The sequence below is a fragment of the Synechococcus sp. 'PEA 65AY6A-5F PE A' genome, assembly GCF_047462575.1.
GTDB lineage: Bacteria > Cyanobacteriota > Cyanobacteriia > Thermostichales > Thermostichaceae > Thermostichus.
This window is the reverse complement of record NZ_JAOALE010000017.1, coordinates 15,832-32,998: the sequence shown is the minus strand read 5'-3', so window position 1 is coordinate 32,998 and position 17,167 is coordinate 15,832. Positions and strand designations below refer to the sequence as shown.

19 protein-coding genes are annotated in these 17,167 nt (G+C 59.8%); 9 read left to right on the top strand and 10 right to left on the bottom strand.

The window, feature by feature from the left end; translation table 11 throughout:
- Positions 1 to 15: 15 nt before the first annotated feature.
- The 7 genes from GG26_RS07420 to GG26_RS07390 form a co-directional block, all read right to left on the bottom strand.
- Positions 16 to 321, bottom strand: a complete 306-nt coding sequence (locus tag GG26_RS07420) for a hypothetical protein (protein WP_011429496.1) — start codon at positions 319 to 321, stop codon at positions 16 to 18.
- A 96-nt stretch (positions 322 to 417) separates the two neighbouring features.
- Positions 418 to 1,242: a hypothetical protein gene (locus GG26_RS07415; protein WP_041438096.1), complete on the bottom strand. Its 825-nt coding sequence runs from the start codon at positions 1,240 to 1,242 to the stop codon at positions 418 to 420.
- 49 nt (positions 1,243 to 1,291) lie between these two features.
- Positions 1,292 to 2,605, bottom strand: a complete 1,314-nt coding sequence (gene hisD / locus GG26_RS07410) for a histidinol dehydrogenase (protein ID WP_011429494.1) — start codon at positions 2,603 to 2,605, stop codon at positions 1,292 to 1,294.
- 243 nt (positions 2,606 to 2,848) lie between these two features.
- Positions 2,849 to 3,637, bottom strand: a complete 789-nt coding sequence (locus GG26_RS07405) for a roadblock/LC7 domain-containing protein (RefSeq protein ID WP_414389691.1) — start codon at positions 3,635 to 3,637, stop codon at positions 2,849 to 2,851.
- Positions 3,638 to 3,752: 115 nt separating this feature from the next.
- Entirely contained in the window at positions 3,753 to 4,937 is a 1,185-nt protein-coding gene (locus tag GG26_RS07400) for an LL-diaminopimelate aminotransferase (RefSeq protein ID WP_414389688.1), read from the bottom strand.
- A gap of 34 nt (positions 4,938 to 4,971) precedes the next feature.
- On the bottom strand, positions 4,972 to 5,490 hold the full coding sequence (locus tag GG26_RS07395) for a TolB family protein (protein WP_041438852.1): 519 nt from the start codon (positions 5,488 to 5,490) through the stop codon (positions 4,972 to 4,974).
- Between the two features lie 119 nt (positions 5,491 to 5,609).
- Positions 5,610 to 5,894 (bottom strand): DUF427 domain-containing protein, encoded by a 285-nt coding sequence (locus GG26_RS07390; protein WP_011429490.1) that lies wholly within the window; start codon positions 5,892 to 5,894, stop codon positions 5,610 to 5,612.
- Between the two features lie 176 nt (positions 5,895 to 6,070).
- Between GG26_RS07390 and GG26_RS07385 the strand changes: the two genes are divergently transcribed.
- The 3 genes from GG26_RS07385 to glyQ are packed head-to-tail and all read left to right on the top strand — an operon-like array spanning position 6,071 to position 9,342.
- The gene (locus GG26_RS07385; RefSeq protein ID WP_414389685.1) at positions 6,071 to 7,480 is read left to right on the top strand and encodes a DUF697 domain-containing protein; all 1,410 of its coding nucleotides are present in this window, start codon (positions 6,071 to 6,073) and stop codon (positions 7,478 to 7,480) included.
- A gap of 59 nt (positions 7,481 to 7,539) precedes the next feature.
- Positions 7,540 to 8,310 (top strand): proteasome-type protease, encoded by a 771-nt coding sequence (locus GG26_RS07380; protein ID WP_011429488.1) that lies wholly within the window; start codon positions 7,540 to 7,542, stop codon positions 8,308 to 8,310.
- 45 nt (positions 8,311 to 8,355) lie between these two features.
- Positions 8,356 to 9,342: a glycine--tRNA ligase subunit alpha gene (gene glyQ / locus GG26_RS07375; RefSeq protein WP_414389682.1), complete on the top strand. Its 987-nt coding sequence runs from the start codon at positions 8,356 to 8,358 to the stop codon at positions 9,340 to 9,342.
- On the opposite strand, the gene GG26_RS07370 is transcribed toward glyQ, so the two are convergent.
- Entirely contained in the window at positions 9,339 to 9,521 is a 183-nt protein-coding gene (locus GG26_RS07370) for a hypothetical protein (RefSeq protein WP_168175270.1), read from the bottom strand. The two genes, glyQ and GG26_RS07370, sit on opposite strands and share 4 nt — an antisense overlap.
- A gap of 19 nt (positions 9,522 to 9,540) precedes the next feature.
- Between GG26_RS07370 and GG26_RS07365 the strand changes: the two genes are divergently transcribed.
- The 6 genes from GG26_RS07365 (at position 9,541) to GG26_RS07340 (ending at position 14,972) form a co-directional block, all read left to right on the top strand.
- The gene (locus GG26_RS07365; protein WP_346426099.1) at positions 9,541 to 10,014 is read left to right on the top strand and encodes an NYN domain-containing protein; all 474 of its coding nucleotides are present in this window, start codon (positions 9,541 to 9,543) and stop codon (positions 10,012 to 10,014) included.
- Positions 10,015 to 10,280: 266 nt separating this feature from the next.
- Complete coding sequence (lepA, locus tag GG26_RS07360; protein WP_011429485.1) at positions 10,281 to 12,092, top strand: translation elongation factor 4; 1,812 nt, start codon at positions 10,281 to 10,283, stop codon at positions 12,090 to 12,092.
- Positions 12,085 to 12,726 carry a bis(5'-nucleosyl)-tetraphosphatase (symmetrical) YqeK gene (gene yqeK / locus GG26_RS07355; RefSeq protein ID WP_011429484.1) on the top strand — a complete coding sequence of 214 codons (642 nt, stop codon included), beginning with the start codon at positions 12,085 to 12,087 and terminating at the stop codon, positions 12,724 to 12,726. The genes lepA and yqeK overlap by 8 nt, the downstream gene beginning before the upstream one ends.
- A gap of 12 nt (positions 12,727 to 12,738) precedes the next feature.
- A complete protein-coding gene (gene rsfS / locus GG26_RS07350) occupies positions 12,739 to 13,110 on the top strand; it encodes a ribosome silencing factor (RefSeq protein ID WP_041438093.1) in 372 nt (123 codons plus the stop codon).
- Between the two features lie 580 nt (positions 13,111 to 13,690).
- On the top strand, positions 13,691 to 14,011 hold the full coding sequence (locus GG26_RS07345) for a hypothetical protein (RefSeq protein ID WP_011429481.1): 321 nt from the start codon (positions 13,691 to 13,693) through the stop codon (positions 14,009 to 14,011).
- Positions 14,012 to 14,060: 49 nt separating this feature from the next.
- A complete protein-coding gene (locus GG26_RS07340) occupies positions 14,061 to 14,972 on the top strand; it encodes a histone deacetylase (RefSeq protein ID WP_414389675.1) in 912 nt (303 codons plus the stop codon).
- Here GG26_RS07340 and GG26_RS07335 read toward each other — a convergent pair.
- Positions 14,969 to 16,120 carry an NAD-dependent epimerase/dehydratase family protein gene (locus GG26_RS07335; RefSeq protein WP_011429479.1) on the bottom strand — a complete coding sequence of 384 codons (1,152 nt, stop codon included), beginning with the start codon at positions 16,118 to 16,120 and terminating at the stop codon, positions 14,969 to 14,971. The two genes, GG26_RS07340 and GG26_RS07335, sit on opposite strands and share 4 nt — an antisense overlap.
- Positions 16,121 to 16,219: 99 nt before the next feature.
- On the bottom strand, positions 16,220 to 17,158 hold the full coding sequence (locus tag GG26_RS07330) for a polyamine aminopropyltransferase (protein ID WP_011429478.1): 939 nt from the start codon (positions 17,156 to 17,158) through the stop codon (positions 16,220 to 16,222).
- Positions 17,159 to 17,167: the final 9 nt, after the last annotated feature.

Sequence of the window (17,167 nt, the reverse complement as noted above, 5' to 3'; positions counted from 1 at the left end):
CCCCTCTGCGCGCCTCTACATCATCACCAAAAACGGCAGGGGATCGCTGGGCCCTGCCGGCGAGATCAGCTCGATGCGCTTTTCGCCGGGGTAGGTGCTGGGATCGATCTCAAAAGTCACAGTCAGCGCCTCGGCAGTGGCCTGCACCGGCTCTTGGGAGCGCCCCAAGGGATCCCCGAAGCTAACCCGGATCCCCTTGCCCGCCGGGCTGATCCGGATCTCCGTCACCTGATCCAGATGGGATCCCTCCAGCGTACAGACAATAACATCGCCCACAAAGGCCTCTAGAGGCCAGCCGCGTCGTACTTGGGGTCTAGGCATGCTTACTCCCTCTCCCGCTAGGGGCTGCTCTAGATCCTCCCCTCGGCTCCTAAGCACCCCAAAGATCGGCGGCAGCTCCAAAACCCTGGGGAGGAACTACCTGATGTTTAGCCCAAAGTTGTTGGCATGACAAATGGGTACCGACCCTGCGAGGGTAGCGCTGGTCCAGCCCTTTTGCGGGAGAGGAGGCTCGGAGGTTGGCAGCGGTGCCGTCCCTCGCAACAGCAAGTCTTGACCAGGGCCAACGCTCACCAGCCGCGGCACCTCCTCCAGGCTATCGGCCACGGCAAACAGCACCCGCCCTCGCGCCTGGGGATCCCAGTCCAGCAGCTCGGCATACCCCAGGGCCGGCGGTGGCTCCCAAACCTGTACCGGTGGGATCCTGTTCGAGTCGGCGGGCAAGGGCCAGATCACCGCCCGATCCCAGCTCAAGTCGGTCTGGAACCAGCCTGCGTACTCCCGCGCCAGCAGGGTGTTGTCCTGCCAGGCCAGAGGCAGGATCATGGCAAAATCCAATGGCTCAACGGGGTCGTACACAGACGCCGCAGCTTGATAGATCACTTGCAAGGCTTGGGTACGAGTGTTCTTGGCAAACAACACACTGGTCAACCGACTGGTCTGAGGCGTGGCAACCAAATCCAGACGAGTGTACACCTGCCACTGGGGATCCGGGGCCGGCAGGGGCCGGCTGCGCAACAGGCCCACCAGCGTACACTGCCGTTGCCGCGCCTGCTCCTGCAAGTCGTATACCCACTCCCACGGGATGGGCAAGGCAGGAGAAGAGATTGCTTCGGGGGCAGCCGACATTATGTCTTTTATGTCCTTCGGCCAGGCGGCGCTCCCCTCCGCCCAGACGATCCAAACCGCCACAAGGGCTCCCCCCAGTTGCCCCAGCCAGTTTTGCCTGAGCCGGCTCCCCATCTGCTCCACCTTCCGTCTTCACTGCGGTTCAAGCCCTGTCTAGGCTAGGTTAGTGCTCCTCCGCCAGCCGTACCTGTACCGACTGGCCATGGGCGGGCAGCCCCTCGGCTTGCGCCAGAGCTTGGATCGCGCCGGCCACCTCCTGCAGGGCTGCCGAGCCGTACTGGATTAGGCTGGAGTGCTTCAGGAAGGTCTCCACTCCCAGCGCTGAGGCGTAGCGGGCCGCCCCCGCTGTGGGCAAGGTGTGGTTGGGGCCGGCCAGGTAGTCTCCCACCGCTTCTGGGGTGTAGTGTCCCAGGAAGATCGCCCCCGCGTGGCGAATGGGATCCAGCAGAGCCCAGGGATCCGCCACCTGCAGCTCCAGGTGTTCCGGCGCAAACTGGTTGGACAAGTTGACCGCTGTGGCCAGATCCGGCACCACCGCGATCAGGCCGTAGTTGGCCACCGCCTTCTCCACCAGCAGACGGTTGGGGTGGGCTTCCATCTGGGTGGTTACAGCCTGCTGCACCTGTTGGGCCAGCTTGGGATCGGGGGTCAGGAGGATCGCGGCTGCTAAGGGATCGTGCTCCGCTTGGGCCAGCAGATCGGCAGCCACGTAGAGGGGATTGGCGCTCTCGTCGGCGATGATCAACACCTCGGAAGGCCCCGCCAGCGAGTCGATCCCCACCGTGCCGTAGACCAGCTTCTTGGCCAGCGTCACATAGATGTTGCCGGGGCCGGTGATCACGTCCACCTTGGGGATGGTCTCGGTGCCATAGGCCAAGGCCCCAATAGCCTGGGCCCCGCCGACGCGATAGATGGTGTGGATGCCCACTTCTTGGGCGGCCACCAAAATAGCTGGGCTGATCCCCTTGCCCCCCAGCCCGTCGGATCCCGGCGGGGTCACCATGACAATCTCGGGCACCCCCGCCACCTTGGCCGGAATGGCGTTCATCAACACCGTGCTGGGATAGGCGGCCCGCCCTCCTGGAATGTAGAGGCCAGCGCGATCCACCGGGCGGTACTGCTTGCCCAAGACGATCTCGGGGCCGGGAAAGCTCACCCAACTGCTGGGCACCCGCTGCCGGTGAAAGGCTTCGATGCGCTGTTTGGCCAAGCGCAGGGCCGATAGCAGTTGCGGAGATACCGCCTGGTAGGCTGCCTCCAGCTCAGCCCCCGACACCTTTAGCTCGGCTACGCTCAGCTCCACCTGGTCGAACTCCGCCGTGTAGGCCAGGAGAGCGCGATCCCCCTGGCGGCGTACCGCTTGTAGGATCTCCCGCACGGTTGCCTCGCGGTGCAAGTTCTGGTCAGCCTGAGTGCGCTCCGAGATCCGTCTAAGCTCGGCTTCAGCCTCAGCTAGCTGGGTGACGATTCTCAGCATGGCAACTCCTTCGCTTAGCGTGCCGTAAGCAGATGGTAGCGAGGGATCCGGTGGCATCGCGGTAGCAAAGCAGATCCTCGCTGCACCGGTTCGCAGTGACCAGAGGAGCTACCCTCGGTCAGGGATCCCGTCTGCACCTAGCGTGATCCACGGTGGCTATGGTCATAGCTTAGCCTGGATTTTCCGCGGCCAAGAGCCGCCCAGCCTTTGCGGGGCGGGGGTGTTGTGGCCTTAGGGAGCATGTCAAAAGCGCAATTCCGCCGATTTGATTAAATTGCGAAAATCGTGGATCACCTCTTCGCAGCGGCGGAAAAAAGCTAGCACCCAGTCCCGCAGCACCTTTTGTTGAGATTCGTCCAGCTCCTTGAGGGTGCCCTTGTAGTGGATTTGTCCGCTGCGCTCGATCTCGAACTGATGGAGCCACTCGGCTGAGGATCCCTGGCGTTCCACCACTTCCTGCCGCGTCGCCTTCCAATAGTTGACGATCACCGCCTTGCCCAAATAGCCGCTTGTGATCTGGCAAAGACGATTGAGAGATTGCACGAAGACATCCATCTCCATGCGGCTGCCTGTCGCTGCCGGCTGGGTCGCCTCCTCCCTTGGTGTGGGCTTGCCTTCTGCTAGGGTGGAGCTGGGTTGGGTAAGGTTCCGACCCGTCTCCGCCTGGCTGGTCAACAGGCGCAAGGTGGCCAGGCCCTTCGGCGTATCCCGTTGCAGCTCGGCTCGCAGGCGGTTCACGGCCAAGGTGTAAACCGGCATCACCAGCTCGTCATTCACCGCCACCAGCAGCGCCCATTCCGGCCCAAGGGGGTAAACGAAAACCCGCTGCTTGGCAAACTGAAAGTCAAAATAGTCAAGTCCTGGGGGCATGGTCTGCAAAACTTGAAACAGCCCTTCGGTAAGGGCTTGCTGCTGTCGGCTATCCAAATCCTGAAAAGAGCGGTAGAAGAAAGGGCGACCTGCCCGACTCAAGAGCGCCACCCCCATCACCCCACGGATGGACAAAAAACTGTCGAGCGTTTCCTTCTCCATGCCCACTCAACTTGGATAACAGTCTTACTCTTATCCTGACTTAGATTGCCCGAGGGTGGGCGAGCACAACCAACCGAGAGCTGGATGCTCGATGTTTGGGATTGATGTTTGGGATTTAGGAAATGCACCGGGACAAAAACGCCTCGATCCGTCCCACTGCCTCCTCCAGACGGGATCCCTCGACCACCAAAGCAAAGCGGACATAGCCTTCCCCACTGGGGCCAAAGCCAGAGCCTGGAGACAGGGCAACGCCGGTGGCCCGCACCAAGTCTAGACAAAACTGGGCCGAGGAACCGCGGTACGACTCCGGCAAAGGCGCCCACAGGTACATGGTGGCCTCCGGCAAAGGCACAGGCCAACCGATGCGGTGTAGAGCCGCCACAGCTATATCCCGTCGCTCGCGGTACACTTGCCGCCAGTGATCCAAAAAGCTGTCGGGAGCTGCCAAGGCCGCCGCCGCCCCCCGCAGGATGCCCTGGTAGGGGTGGAAGTCGATGGTGGACTTCACCAGGCGCAAAGCTCGGATCAGCTCGCGGCTGCCGATGGCATAGGCCACCCGGAACCCCCCCATGTGGTAAGACTTGGAGAGGGAAAAGAACTCGATGGTGCGGGTCTTGCCGGGATCCGCCAGCAGCGCCGAGGGAGCCACCTGGCCGTCGAAACGCCAGTCCACATAGGGAAAGTCATGGGCCAGGAAGATATCGTGCTGCTGACAAAATTGCAGCGTCTCCTGCCAAAACTCTGGGGTGACGGTGGCGGTGGTGGGGTTGTGGGGATAGCTCAGCACCAACAGCCGCGCCCGACAGCAGATCTCCGCCGGGATCTCATCCCACTGGGGCAGGAAGCGGTTTTCCGCCCGCAGGGGCAGATAGTAGGGGATCCCGCCCGCCAGATGGATCCCGCCCCCATGGGAGGGGTAGCCCGGGTCGGTGATCAAAGCAACATCCCCGGGATTGAGCAGGGCCAGCGGTAGGAGAGCCGTTCCCTGCTGGGATCCGATCAGCGGCAGCACCTCAGTTTCTGGGTCGATCTCCAGGCCGAACTTCCTGAGATACCATTGGGCGCAGGCGGCGCGAAACTCGGCCGTATCGTGGAACAGGGTGTAGCCATAGGTGGAGGGATCTGCCAGGGCCCTCTGAATGGCTGCCAGCGCTTCCGGGGGCGGGGGCAGGTCTGAGGAGCCCAAAGAAAGGTCGATGACATCCAAGCCCGACCGGCGCGCCTCCCACTTGGCCTGGTCTAGCTGGTCAAAGACATTGGAGTGCAGCGGCTCCAGTCGTTGGGCGAAGGCAGCGAGCATGCGACAAGTCCAGGTTGGCTATTCCTGAATCCCCTTAGGGATTGCTGCCGGCATTAGAAGAGCTGGGGGCAGAGGGCCGTGTGGCCGCTGCCGGGCCACGGTCGAAGATCTCGATGTTCCACTGGCCGCGACCGTTGCTCTCAAAGGCGATAAAGCGGCCATCGCCGCTGATGGTGGGGTTGCGCACATCTCCCGGTACCCGGCTGCTGATATTCTCAACGCGGCGGGTTTGGCGGTCGTAGAGAAAAATCTCCGATTTGCCCAGCGCATTGGACACGTAAACGATGTAGCGGCCGTCGGCGCTAATGTCGGGCGAGGTGGCGGCCACGTCGCTGGAATTCAGGCCGGGCAAGTCCACCAGCCGCTGTTCCACCGTGTCGTAGAGAAAAATATCCTGGCTGCCGCCGCGGGCGGAGGAAAACACCAGGTAGCGACCATCCCCGCTGAAGGAAGGCTCCCCATCGGGGAAGATACTGTTGAGGCCGCTGCCGGCCAGCGTGGGGCGCGGCGTGCGAAACCCTGCCGGGCCACAACCGAGCAACAGGAGGCTCAAGCCGGCCCAACACCACCTGCTTGCCCAGCGGGTTGGGCTGCGTGGAATCTGGCCATCGGTCAGCATCGCATTGCCCCTCCAATTCTTCTCCATCATACTCAGTTGGCAACTCGGCTCGGCTAGAGTTCTACCTCGACGCCCTTCCAGAAGGCCACGTAGCCGCGGATGTTGGCTGCAGCCGGCTTGGGATCCGGGTAGTACCAGGCGGCGTCTTTGTTCTCCTGGCCGTTGACCACCAGGGTGTAGTAGCTGGCTTGTCCTTTCCAGGGGCAGGTGGTGTGGGTGGAGCTGGGCTGGAAGTATTCCCAGCGCAGGGATTCCGGCGGAAAATAGATGTTGCCTTCCACGGTTTCGTAGCGGTCGGTCTCCGCCACAACCACCCCGTTCCAGATGGCCCTCGGCATGAAAAACCTCCTGTCGCAAACTCCCAGTTCTCAACGTTATTTTTAAAGTTGCAGATCCCGGCAAGGCCAACTGCCTTTCTTTGAGATTAGCGTTTCTGCTTATCGTCATCGTTGTCGTTGAGGGTTGACACCCGCCCCTGCCGGGCTGTTCTCCACTGCTATTGAGCGTCACTGCCATGGCTCGCCGCAACACCCTAGAAGATGACCTCAACTACCAGCAAGCCAAGCGCAGCCTGCGCCAGTGGGTGGCTCAACTGGATCTAAGCCCCCAGGAGATGGCGGGTTTGGAAGGGGAGCTGGAGAGCCTGCAGACGCTGCTGGACAAGCTGGAAACCGAGGTGATCCACATCGCTGCCTTTGGCCTGGTGGGGCGGGGCAAATCTTCTCTGCTCAATGCTTTGCTGGGGGAGCCGATCTTCCAGACGGGGCCCACCCACGGCATTACCCGCACCCAGCAAGCGGCAGCTTGGAACATCAGTTGGGAAACCCGCCCCCAATCCCCCTTCTCTGCAGCAGCCCTGCAGGGATCCCGTCTGCCCCCTGCCTCGGTGCAGTCGGTTCAGGTTAGTCACTGGCAGGGATCCCGTCTGGAGCTGATCGACACGCCCGGCCTGGATGAAGTGGACGGCGAGGAGCGGGCACGGCTGGCCCAGGAGGTGGCGCAGCGGGCCGATCTGATCCTCTTTGTGGTCTGCGGGGATCTGACGCGGGTGGAGTTTGAGGCCCTGGCGGCCCTGCGGGAGGCGGGCAAGCCCATGCTGCTGGTGTTCAACAAGATCGACCAGTACCCGGAGGCGGATCGCCAGGCCATCTACGACAAGATCCGCAACGAACGGGTGCGGCAGCTCCTTTCCCCCGACGAGATCGTCATGGTGGCGGCCTCCCCTCGCGTACCCCGCCTGGTGCAAAGGCCGGATGGGAGCTTTGCTGCCCAGATGGAAGTGGGATCCCCGCAGGTGGATGAGCTGCGCCTGAAAATCCTGGAAGTCCTGCATCGGGAGGGGCGTTCGCTGCTGGCCTTGAATGCCCTCCTGTTTGCCGATCGGGTTAACCAGCAGGTGATCGAGCGCAAGCTGCAAACCCGTGCCCAGCAAGCCCAAGACCTCATCGCCTCAGCCGCCCGCACCAAAGCGCTGGCGGTTGCCCTCAACCCCATCACCCTGCTCGATACCTTGGGAGGGCTGGCCATCGATGTCACCCTGATCCTGCGCCTGGCCCGCCTGTACGGCTGGCCCATGAGCACTGCAGGAGCCACACAACTGCTGCAGAAGATCATCCTCAGCATGCTCAGCCTGGGCGCCGGCGAGTGGGTGGCGCTGTTGGGCCTGGGATCCCTGAAAACCTTGCTGGGAGGATTCTCTCTGGGGGCCTACGGTTCCGTGGCCCTGACGCAGGCGGTGTTGGCCGGGTTTTCCTGCTATGCCATCGGCGAGTCCGCCCGCCACTACCTGGCCCAGGGAGCCAGTTGGGGGCCAGAGGGCCCCAAAGCCGCCATAGCCCAGATTTTGGCCGATTTGGACGAAGCCTCGATCACCGCCCGCCTGCGGGAGGAAATCCGCCACAAAATCGGATTTGCTTTCCCCTGAACCTCTACAATCGCCTCTACAATCCCTCTACAATCAGAGAGCCGAGCCGCATCGTTCGCATGACCTACTGCCTTGGCATCATCACCCGCTTTGGCTTGGTGATGGCGGCAGATTCCCGCACCCACGCCGGGGTGGACTACGTCTCCACCTACCAAAAGCTGTTCGATTTTTCCGTGCCCGAAGAGCGGGTGATCTTGATCTGCACCTCCGGCAACCTGTCCATCACCCAGGGCGTTTTGACCGAAGTGCAGCGGGATCTGCGCCAACCGGAAAGTTCCAATCTCCACACCTTCCCCCATCTCTACGACGTGGCCCGCTACCTGGGATCCAAAATTCGGTACATCCAGGAGCAAGACCGACCCTGGCTGGAAAAGGACGGTATCGACGCCCAGTGCAGCCTGTTGCTGGGGGGACAGATCCGAGGCGAAGAGCCGGCCCTCTTTTTGATCTACAGCCAGGGCAACTGCATCCAGGCCACCCCGGAAACCCCTTTTTTGCAGATGGGGGAAACCAAATACGGCAAACCCATCCTGGATCGCATCCTCTCCTACGAAACCTCGCTAGCAGATGCGGCCAAATGCGCTCTCCTCTCCATTGACTCCACCATGAAATCCAACATCTCCGTCGGCCCCCCCATCGATTTGGTGATGGTGCAAGCGGATCAGTTCAAGGTCACCCACCGTCTGCGCCTGCGCACCAGGGATCCCTACCTGGCCAAGATGCGCAAACTGTGGGAGAGCGCCCTCAAACAAGCCTTCGACCAAATGCCGCCCATCGAGTGGAACCACTCAGACCCAGCGGATGCCGATCAAGAAGAGCTGATCGACTGAGGGGGGGAGATTGGTAGGATAAGGTATCCCTGCTCAGCCCTTGGTATGTCAGCCCACACCTTTCAGGACTTGATCTTTCGCCTGCAGCAGTTTTGGGGGGAGCAAGGCTGCCTCATCCTGCAACCCTACGACCTGGAAAAAGGCGCCGGCACCATGAGCCCCCACACGTTTTTGCGCGCCTTAGGGCCGGATCCCTGGCGAGTGGCCTATGTCGAACCCTGTCGCCGCCCCACCGATGGACGCTACGGTCAAAACCCCAATCGCCTGCAGCACTATTTTCAATACCAAGTGTTGATCAAGCCCTCCCCCGATGACATTCAAGATGTGTACCTAAATAGCCTGCAAGCTTTGGGCGTGAACCCGGCAGAACACGATGTTCGCTTTGTGGAAGATGACTGGGAATCTCCCACCTTGGGGGCTTGGGGTGTGGGCTGGGAAGTGTGGCTAGATGGCATGGAAATAACCCAATTCACCTACTTCCAGCAAGTGGGCGGGCTGGATTGTCGCCCCGTTTCTGTGGAGATTACCTACGGCCTAGAGCGCCTGGCCATGTACCTACAGGGGGTGGACTCGGTTTTCGACCTCTGCTGGGGTGAGCACCCTTCCCTAGGCCGGATTACCTATGGGCAAATCTATTTCCAAAACGAGGTGGAGCAGTCCTACTACAACTTCGAGTATTCGGATCCCGAGATGCTGCTGGAGCTGTTCCGCCTCTACGAAGCTGAAGCCAAGCGCCTGATCGAAACCACACAGCAGAAGCTGCAAAAACAGGTGCTTCCCGATCGGCTGGCGGTGTCGCTGCTCCTGCCCGCCTACGACTATGTGCTCAAGTGCTCCCACACCTTCAACCTGCTCGATGCCCGCGGCGTCATTGCCGTAGCCGAGCGCACCCTCTACATTGGGCGCATCCGCAACCTGGCCCGACAATTGGCAGAGCTGTACGTTAGCCAAGCCGACCGCCCTGGATCCAGCTATGCCCTGCGGCAGCCGGAACCCACCCTGATCTCCAAAGGCGCCTGGGCTAATGGCTAGGGAAAAAGATCCCTGTTTTCGCTATGATGGGTGATTGGTATCAGCAGGCGCTGGCCTGCCGTGGCCACCCTTACCTTAGGATAATCGACACTCTCGTTTTCACCCTCTTTTCCTGACCAGTCCACCTTTATTCCGAGAAAAATCTTTATGTTTCGCCATCCCGTCACGCGGGTTTCCATCTTTATCGATGGGAACAATATGTTTTATGCTCAACAAAAAAATGGCTGGTTTTTCGACCCGCGCCGAGTCTTGGATTATTTTGTCAGGTCACAGCCCAACGTCGAGCTAGTCAACGCATTTTGGTACACCGGCATCAAGGATCCCAACGATCAAAGGGCCTTTCGAGATGCTCTGATCAGCTTGGGTTTTACGGTGCGCACCAAGATCCTTAAAGAGTATCGAGACGAAGACTCTGGCCGCTACTCCCAGAAGGCCAACCTGGATATCGAGATCGTCATCGATATGTTCAACACGGTTGGGCAATACGACAGGATCATCTTGTTTAGCGGCGATGGCGATTTTGAGCGGGCCGTTGAGCTGTTGCGCTCCAAAAACACTTTGATTACAGTCGTCTCCACTGAAGGAATGATCGCCCGCGAGCTGCGCAATGCCACCGATCGCTACATCGACCTCAACGACATTCGCCCCTACATCGAGAAGCTGGATAAGTAGGGCTGATCCCTCTACTCTCGAGCTGGCCCCACAGCTCCCCGGCGGAGTTGTCACAACCCACCTGAGGTCCTTCGGGTTTCTCCGCCTTGAGAGAAAGTCTGCTTGGTAAAATTGCTGCCACGCAAGCGACCCATCTGTTACACCGGCCATCGTCGGCGTTGCCGGGAAAAGCTGTCCCAGCCACTTTAACTTCTGGGCAACCTTGGCCCAGGCAGAGGGCCAAAGAGGCTAGCATTGTAAAAAATCTTTGCCCCAACCAGGTTTTTATGACCGACGTTCCCGTCTCCCGCATTCGCAACTTTTCCATCATCGCCCACATCGACCACGGTAAATCCACCCTGGCCGACCGGCTGCTGGAGGCGACCGGCACCGTTTCAGCCCGCGAGATGAAGCCGCAACTGTTGGACAACATGGAACTGGAACGGGAGCGGGGCATCACCATCAAGCTGCAGGCGGCCCGCATGAACTACCGCGCCCAAGACGGCCAAGACTATGTCCTCAACCTCATCGATACGCCGGGGCATGTGGACTTTACCTACGAAGTCTCCCGCTCCCTGGCCGCCTGCGAAGGGGCGCTGCTGGTGGTGGATGCCTCTCAAGGTGTGGAGGCGCAGACCCTGGCCAACGTCTATCTGGCCCTGGAGAACAACCTGGAGATCATCCCGGTCATTAACAAAATCGACCTGCCGGGGGCGGAGCCGGAGCGGGTGATCGCCGAGATCGAGCAGGTCATCGGCCTCGATTGCAGCGGAGCGATCTTGGCCTCTGCCAAAATGGGCATCGGCATCCCAGAGATCCTAGAGGCCATTGTGCAGCGGGTGCCCCCGCCGCGGGATACAGTGGCGGATCCCTTGCGGGCCCTAATTTTCGATAGCTACTACGACTCCTACCGCGGCGTGATTGTCTATGTGCGCATCATGGATGGGGAGGTGAAGACGGGAGATAAGATCTGCTTCATGGCCTCCGGTCGGGAATACGAAATTACCGAGCTGGGGGTGATGCGCCCTCATCAAGAGTCCGTTGCGTCTCTCCATGCTGGGGAAGTGGGCTACATTGCCGCCGCCATTAAAAGTGTCGAGCACGCCCGTGTCGGGGATACCATCACACTTGTCCATCGCAAGGCCTCTGAGCCTCTGCCCGGCTACAAAGAAGCCAAGCCGATGGTCTTCTGCGGCCTCTTCCCCAGCAACTCCGATCAATACGCCGAACTCAAAGAAGCTCTGGAAAAACTGAAGCTCAACGATGCCGCCCTCTACTTTGAGCCGGAAGTTTCCCCTGCGATGGGCTTTGGCTTCCGCTGTGGTTTCTTGGGCCTGCTGCACATGGAGGTGGTGCAGGAACGCCTGGAGCGGGAATACAACCTGGATTTGGTGATCACCGCTCCGACGGTGGTGTATCAGGTTACCCTCAACGATGGCTCTGTGATTCGGGTAGACAATCCCAGCAAGCTGCCTCCCCCCAACGAGCGCACCAGCATTGAGGAGCCGATTGTGAGGGTAGAGGTGATTCTTCCTGAGGAATTTGTCGGTACCGTGATGGAGCTGTGCGAGACCAAACGCGGCACCTTTAAGGACATGAAATACCTGGCGCAGGGTCGAACTACGCTCGTGTATGAGCTACCGCTGGCAGAAGTGGTCACCGACTTTTTCGATCAACTGAAATCTCGCACCCGCGGCTACGCCAGTATGGATTACCAAATGGTGGGTTACCGCGCCGACGACCTGGTGCGCTTGGACATCCTCATCAACGGCGACGTGGTGGATTCTCTGTCCACCATTGTGCATCGGGACAAAGCCTTTTATGTGGGCCGGTCTTTGGTAGCCAAGCTGCGCGAGCTGATCCCACGCCACCAGTTTGAGGTGCCCATTCAAGCAGCAATTGGCTCTCGGGTGATAGCCCGCGAAACTATTCCTGCCCTGCGCAAAAATGTCCTGGCCAAGTGCTATGGGGGGGATGTGACCCGCAAGCGCAAGCTGTTGGAAAAACAAAAGGAGGGGAAAAAGCGCATGAAGGCGGTGGGAACCGTCGAGGTGCCCCAAGAGGCGTTTATGGCGGTGCTGAAGTTGCAAAATGACTAGCCCGGTCTTACGGCGGGAAGAGGTGTTGGCCTGGCTCCAGGAGCAGGTGCCCCCCCCTCGCCTTCGCCACATCTTGGGGGTAGAGGCGATGGCCCGGCAACTGGCAGCTCACTATGGGCTGGATGAGCAAAAAGCTGCTTGGGCAGGGCTGATGCACGACTTGGCCAAGTCCTTCCCCCCGGAGCAACTGCTGCAGAGCGTCGCTCAGGAGCGGGAGTTGGACGAGATCGAGCGGGCCGAGCCCCACCTTCTCCATGCCGAGGTGGGATCCCTGCTGGCACGGGAGCGATTTCAGGTGCAGGATGCGGAGATCTTGGCAGCCATCGCCAACCACACCCTGGGACGGCCCGGCATGGATCCGCTCAGTTGTGTGGTTTTTGTAGCCGATGCTCTGGAACCCAACCGCGGCAACAGTCCGGAGCTAGAACATCTGCGACGACTAGCTTTTGTAGATTTATCTAAAGCTGTGGTGGGGGTTTGCGATCTCAGCCTGAGATTTCTGCTAAACCGGTATCAGGTGATCCATCCACGCACACTCATGACTCGGAATCATTTTCTGCTGCATCCTTTGGGTAAAAAAGGTTCGGAGGAGATTGTGTCTCCAGTCAATTCAGTCGTTTCAGGAGGGTTTTAGTTGCTACAGTCCATGCCTGTCCGTGCCAGGGATCCCATCTATCGCATGGCGTTGAGCGCAGCTCGCGCAGCAGAAGAAAAAAAAGGCGGCGACATTGTCCTGCTGGATGTATCCCAAATTTCCACGTTGGCGGATTACTTCCTTTTGATCAGTGGCTACTCGCTTACGCAAGTACGGGCCATTGCCCGAGCAATCGAGGAAAAGGTTTGGGAGGAGTGGCAACAGAGTCCGCGCCGCATCGAAGGTCAAGAGTCAGGCTCTTGGATACTGATCGACTATGCCGATCTCATCGTCCATGTGTTCATGCAGGAGGAAAGAGACTATTACGACCTGGAATCTTTCTGGATCCAGGCTCAGCGAGTCGATTTGCCAATAGCAGGCTAGACATAGTTTTAGATCCTTAGATCTTGGCAGCTTTTCAGAGCTTGTAGCCAGGCGAAGAGTTGCTCCGCTTAGCTCTTCAAGTGGGTGTCTTTGCCAAACGAAAGTGTTAGCCGATCGTCAAGAAATGTGTAAACTTCTTAATAGTCCCATAACTTCCTACATAGTTACGTGTTAGCGTATTGGAGGAGGAGTAGCTGGGTAAGATCTTCTTCTCTCTTGCGGTTGAGTTTCTATAGTCTTTGTTAAATGGCCTACCCTGTCCTTCTCAAAAAGCCGATAATTTTTCGTTGGTACCGGATACCAGCGAAGAGATTTTCCGGCTGCTGATTGTTGGCTGCTTTCAGCGGCAGAGGGGAGGGCAAACGGGGCAAATAGAGGGGGCTAAGGATTGGCCACAGGGGAGATCTTAGCAGACAAATCCACAACCTCTTCCCGCTGGTGGACTGGATCTGCCGCCGGCTCAGCTATCCGGCCTGTAGGCAAGAGTCCGAGGCAAAGAGCGGCGAAGGAGGAAAGGAGAAAGTTACACTTTTTGTTTAATGCCTGTTTTAAGAGCGACGGGGATTTTTAGGAGGGACAAATGGAAAAGATGTTGGTTAATATCGTTGAGTACCTGGCTTTGGGAGAACTGGAAAATGTCCTCTGTACTGAGCACCCCCATCAGCAGGTTTTCCACGATGCCAGGGAGCGGGAAGCGCTGATGCAGCAGATCTTAAACCGGGTTCCTGCTGTTTATATGTGGCTGGCTGCCGATGAGTGTCCCAGCCGCGATCAGCTCAACCCTTCTGAGCTGGAATTGCTCCGCTCGGTAGTGCGGGAGGTGGTCAATCAAAAGCTGCAACAAGCTTCTTTTGGCGTTGATCCCTATGCGGGATCCATGTCGGAAGCCTTCTACGGGTAGAGGGAAGATGGGCTTAGGCTAGACTGCAAGAACGCTACCTTGCCCTGGTATGTTGCCCGTTTACTATTCTGAGACTTTTCTCCGCCACGACGCCGGGCCGTTTCACCCCGAGCGTCCGGCTCGCCTGCAGGCCATTGTCAAGGCGCTGCGCGGTGCCTCTTTCGCCGAGCATCTGGAATGGCGGGATCCCCCCTTGGCCGATCTTGCACAACTGGAGCGGGTACACCCGCGCTGGCACATTCAACGGGTGGCCGAGTTGGCTGCGGCAGGAGGGGGTCGCCTCGATGCCGATACCGCCGTTTCCCCAGCGAGCTTTGAGGCGGCGCGGCAGGCAGTTGGAGCCTGGATTGCTGCTTCGGCCTCGGCTTTGGCCGCGGCTCAGCCTGCTTTGGTGCTGTGTCGCCCGCCGGGGCATCACGCGGAGCCGGAACGGGCAATGGGGTTTTGTCTCTTCAGTAACGCCGCCATTGCCGCCCTCTGGGCCCTGGATCAGCCGGGGGTGAGGCGGGTAGCCATTTTCGATTGGGATGTGCACCACGGCAACGGCACGCAGGCGGTGGTGGAGCGTCACCCCCAACTGGCCTATGCCTCTATCCATCAGTTTCCCCTCTACCCTGGCACGGGCTTGGCCGAGGAAACCGGGATCCACGGCAACCTCTGCAACGTGCCTCTGCCTGCCAGGTCAGACTGGTCGGTCTACAAAAAAGCTCTCGATGAGAAGGTCTTGCCGTTTTTGCGGGCCTTCCAACCGGATTTGCTGCTGGTGAGCGCCGGCTTTGACTGTGCCAAAGGGGATCCCTTGGCCAGTATGCTGCTGGAGCCGGAAGACTTTGGCCGCATGGCCCACCTCTGCCTGGAGGAGGTGACCCGCAAGACCGTCTTCGGGTTAGAAGGGGGCTATGACCTGGAGAATCTGGCCCGCGGCTGGCTGAGCCTGGCCCAAGCTTGCCTGGAGAGCTAGCCCTTCCACTTCACCTTGGGCAGGATCTGCCGCACATCCACGCGGTCTTTGTACTTGAGGGCGAAGTTGAGCAGCGAGTCCAAAAGCGAGTCAGATAGGTAGTGGGGTTGTAGGCCCAGGTCTAGGAGCTTGGTATTTTTGGCGTTGTAGTAGTGCTCCTCCAGCTCGACACGGGGGTTTTCCAAGTAGTTGATTTCCACCTTCAGGCCCATGGCGGCTCCGGCCTTTTGCACCATCAGCGCCAGTTGCTCCACGCTAAATTGCTCGGTGAACTGGTTCATCACCCGGAACTGACCTGGCTCAGGAGGATTGGCGATGGCCAGCTCCACACAGCGCACCGTATCGCGGATATCCAGGAAGCCACGGGTTTGGCCCCCCTTGCCGTACACCGTCAGGGGGTGGCCCACTGCGGCTTGAACGCAAAAGCGGTTCAGGGCCGTGCCGAACACGCCATCGTAGTCGAGGCGGTTGATCAGCACCTCATCCATGCCGGTTTCTTCTGTTAACACGCCGTACACCACCCCTTGATTGAGGTCGGTAGCCCGCAGGCCCCAGACGCGGCAGGCGAAGTGGATGTTGTGGCTGTCGTGCACCTTGGAGAGGTGATACATGGAACCCGGCTGTTTGGGATAGGGCAGGGTATCCTTGCGGCCGTTGTGCTCGATGGTGATGTACCCCTCCTCGATGTCGATGTTGGGGGTGCCATACTCGCCCATGGTGCCCAGCTTCACCAGGTGGCAGTCGGGAAACTCCTCCTTGATGGCGTAGAGGATGTTCAGGGTGCCCACCACGTTGTTGACCTGGGTCATCACCGCATGTTCGCGGCTAATCATCGAGTAGGGAGCAGAGCGCTGCTCGCCAAAGTGGACGATGGCCTCCGGCTCAAAGCGACGCATGCAAGAAATGAGGGCCTCGTAGTTGGTGACGTCGCAAACGAAAATGGGAATATCCTTGCCGGTCAGCCCCTTCCAGCGATCCACCCGCTGCTCGAGCTGGGCAATGGGCGTCAGGGTAGAAACCCCTAGCTGCAGATCCCAGAGGCGGCGCACGTAGGAATCGAGAATGGCCACCTCATAGCCCCTGTTGGACAGGTGTAGGGCCGTTGCCCAGCCGCAGTATCCGTCACCACCAATAACCAGGACTTTCATCGGGGAAGCAAAATTCGGCTGCTCACGAATCTACCAAGTTATGGCACCGAAGACAAATACCCTGGGATCCCACTTTTAATCGCGGATTGGGCCGCCAGATTACTCGACCTGAGGAGGGTTGGCCAGGGTGTAGACGGTGGTCTCAGCAGCAATGGCACGGCGCAGGTGGGCGGGAACCTGGTAGAGTCCCAGGAGGGTGATGCCATCGATGAAGCGCAGCGCTCCGCGGTCGGGATCCAGGTGTTGGGCCAGGATCTGGTCGACCTGTTCGGGCTCCGGCCTGGAAGAGATGGGATCCTGGGCTGCCAGGGCAAACCCCAGCGGCCCGCCGTAGGTGGGGGCGTAGATAGCGTAGGGCTGCACAGCAGCAAACACCGTTTTCAAGGTGTGAACGATGCGAGTGTGCTGCCACAACTCCACTGGACCCGTCGGCCCAGCTTGGATGACAAAAGCCCCAGCGGTCTGCAACTTGGAGCGAACCTGGCGGAAAAACTCCTGGGTAAAGAGGCGGTAGGCCGGGCCGGCCTCAACGGGATCCGACAGATCGGAAAGGATCGCGTCCCAGATCGGCTCCGTCTGGCCAAGAAAGTCCAAGGCGTCGGCGATCACCACCTCTGCCCGCGGATCCGCAAAGGATCCTTGGTGCATTTCCGGCAGATGCTCTCGACAGGCTTCCACCACCTCCCCGTCGATATCCACCATCACCACTTGCTCCACCGAGCGCCAGCGCAGCACCTCCCGCAGCGTCGCCCCTTCCGCACCACCCAATATCAACACTCGCCGCGGGATCCCACCCGCCTGGACGACCTGCACCAGGGCCGGATGAACCAGAGCCTCGTGGTACAGGAATTCGTCCGCCGTGGTGGACTGCCAGTGGCCATCCAGCATCAGGCCCTTGCCATAGGCTCCCGTCTCGGCGATCAGCATCTCCTGAAAACGGGTTTTTCGGTAGGCCAGAATGCGCGTGATGGCACGGGCAGTGTAGTCCCAGGGGGTGAAGTACTCCTGCGCCCAGAAGAAGCTCTTTGGGGTGTTCATAGGACACCT

Coding starts and splice junctions, on each gene's coding strand:
- GG26_RS07385 (WP_414389685.1), top strand. CDS start 6,071: ATGGCTCGCCGCAACACCCTAGAAGATGACCTCAACTACCAGCAAGCC.
- GG26_RS07415 (WP_041438096.1), bottom strand. CDS start 1,242: ATGGGGAGCCGGCTCAGGCAAAACTGGCTGGGGCAACTGGGGGGAGCC.
- GG26_RS07365 (WP_346426099.1), top strand. CDS start 9,541: ATGTTTTATGCTCAACAAAAAAATGGCTGGTTTTTCGACCCGCGCCGA.
- GG26_RS07400 (WP_414389688.1), bottom strand. CDS start 4,937: ATGCTCGCTGCCTTCGCCCAACGACTGGAGCCGCTGCACTCCAATGTC.
- GG26_RS07405 (WP_414389691.1), bottom strand. CDS start 3,637: ATGGAGAAGGAAACGCTCGACAGTTTTTTGTCCATCCGTGGGGTGATG.
- GG26_RS07380 (WP_011429488.1), top strand. CDS start 7,540: ATGACCTACTGCCTTGGCATCATCACCCGCTTTGGCTTGGTGATGGCG.
- lepA (WP_011429485.1), top strand. CDS start 10,281: ATGACCGACGTTCCCGTCTCCCGCATTCGCAACTTTTCCATCATCGCC.
- GG26_RS07335 (WP_011429479.1), bottom strand. CDS start 16,120: ATGAAAGTCCTGGTTATTGGTGGTGACGGATACTGCGGCTGGGCAACG.
- glyQ (WP_414389682.1), top strand. CDS start 8,356: ATGTCAGCCCACACCTTTCAGGACTTGATCTTTCGCCTGCAGCAGTTT.
- GG26_RS07370 (WP_168175270.1), bottom strand. CDS start 9,521: ATGGAAACCCGCGTGACGGGATGGCGAAACATAAAGATTTTTCTCGGA.
- GG26_RS07340 (WP_414389675.1), top strand. CDS start 14,061: ATGTTGCCCGTTTACTATTCTGAGACTTTTCTCCGCCACGACGCCGGG.
- GG26_RS07390 (WP_011429490.1), bottom strand. CDS start 5,894: ATGCCGAGGGCCATCTGGAACGGGGTGGTTGTGGCGGAGACCGACCGC.
- rsfS (WP_041438093.1), top strand. CDS start 12,739: ATGCCTGTCCGTGCCAGGGATCCCATCTATCGCATGGCGTTGAGCGCA.
- GG26_RS07345 (WP_011429481.1), top strand. CDS start 13,691: ATGGAAAAGATGTTGGTTAATATCGTTGAGTACCTGGCTTTGGGAGAA.
- GG26_RS07330 (WP_011429478.1), bottom strand. CDS start 17,158: ATGAACACCCCAAAGAGCTTCTTCTGGGCGCAGGAGTACTTCACCCCC.
- GG26_RS07420 (WP_011429496.1), bottom strand. CDS start 321: ATGCCTAGACCCCAAGTACGACGCGGCTGGCCTCTAGAGGCCTTTGTG.
- yqeK (WP_011429484.1), top strand. CDS start 12,085: ATGACTAGCCCGGTCTTACGGCGGGAAGAGGTGTTGGCCTGGCTCCAG.
- hisD (WP_011429494.1), bottom strand. CDS start 2,605: ATGCTGAGAATCGTCACCCAGCTAGCTGAGGCTGAAGCCGAGCTTAGA.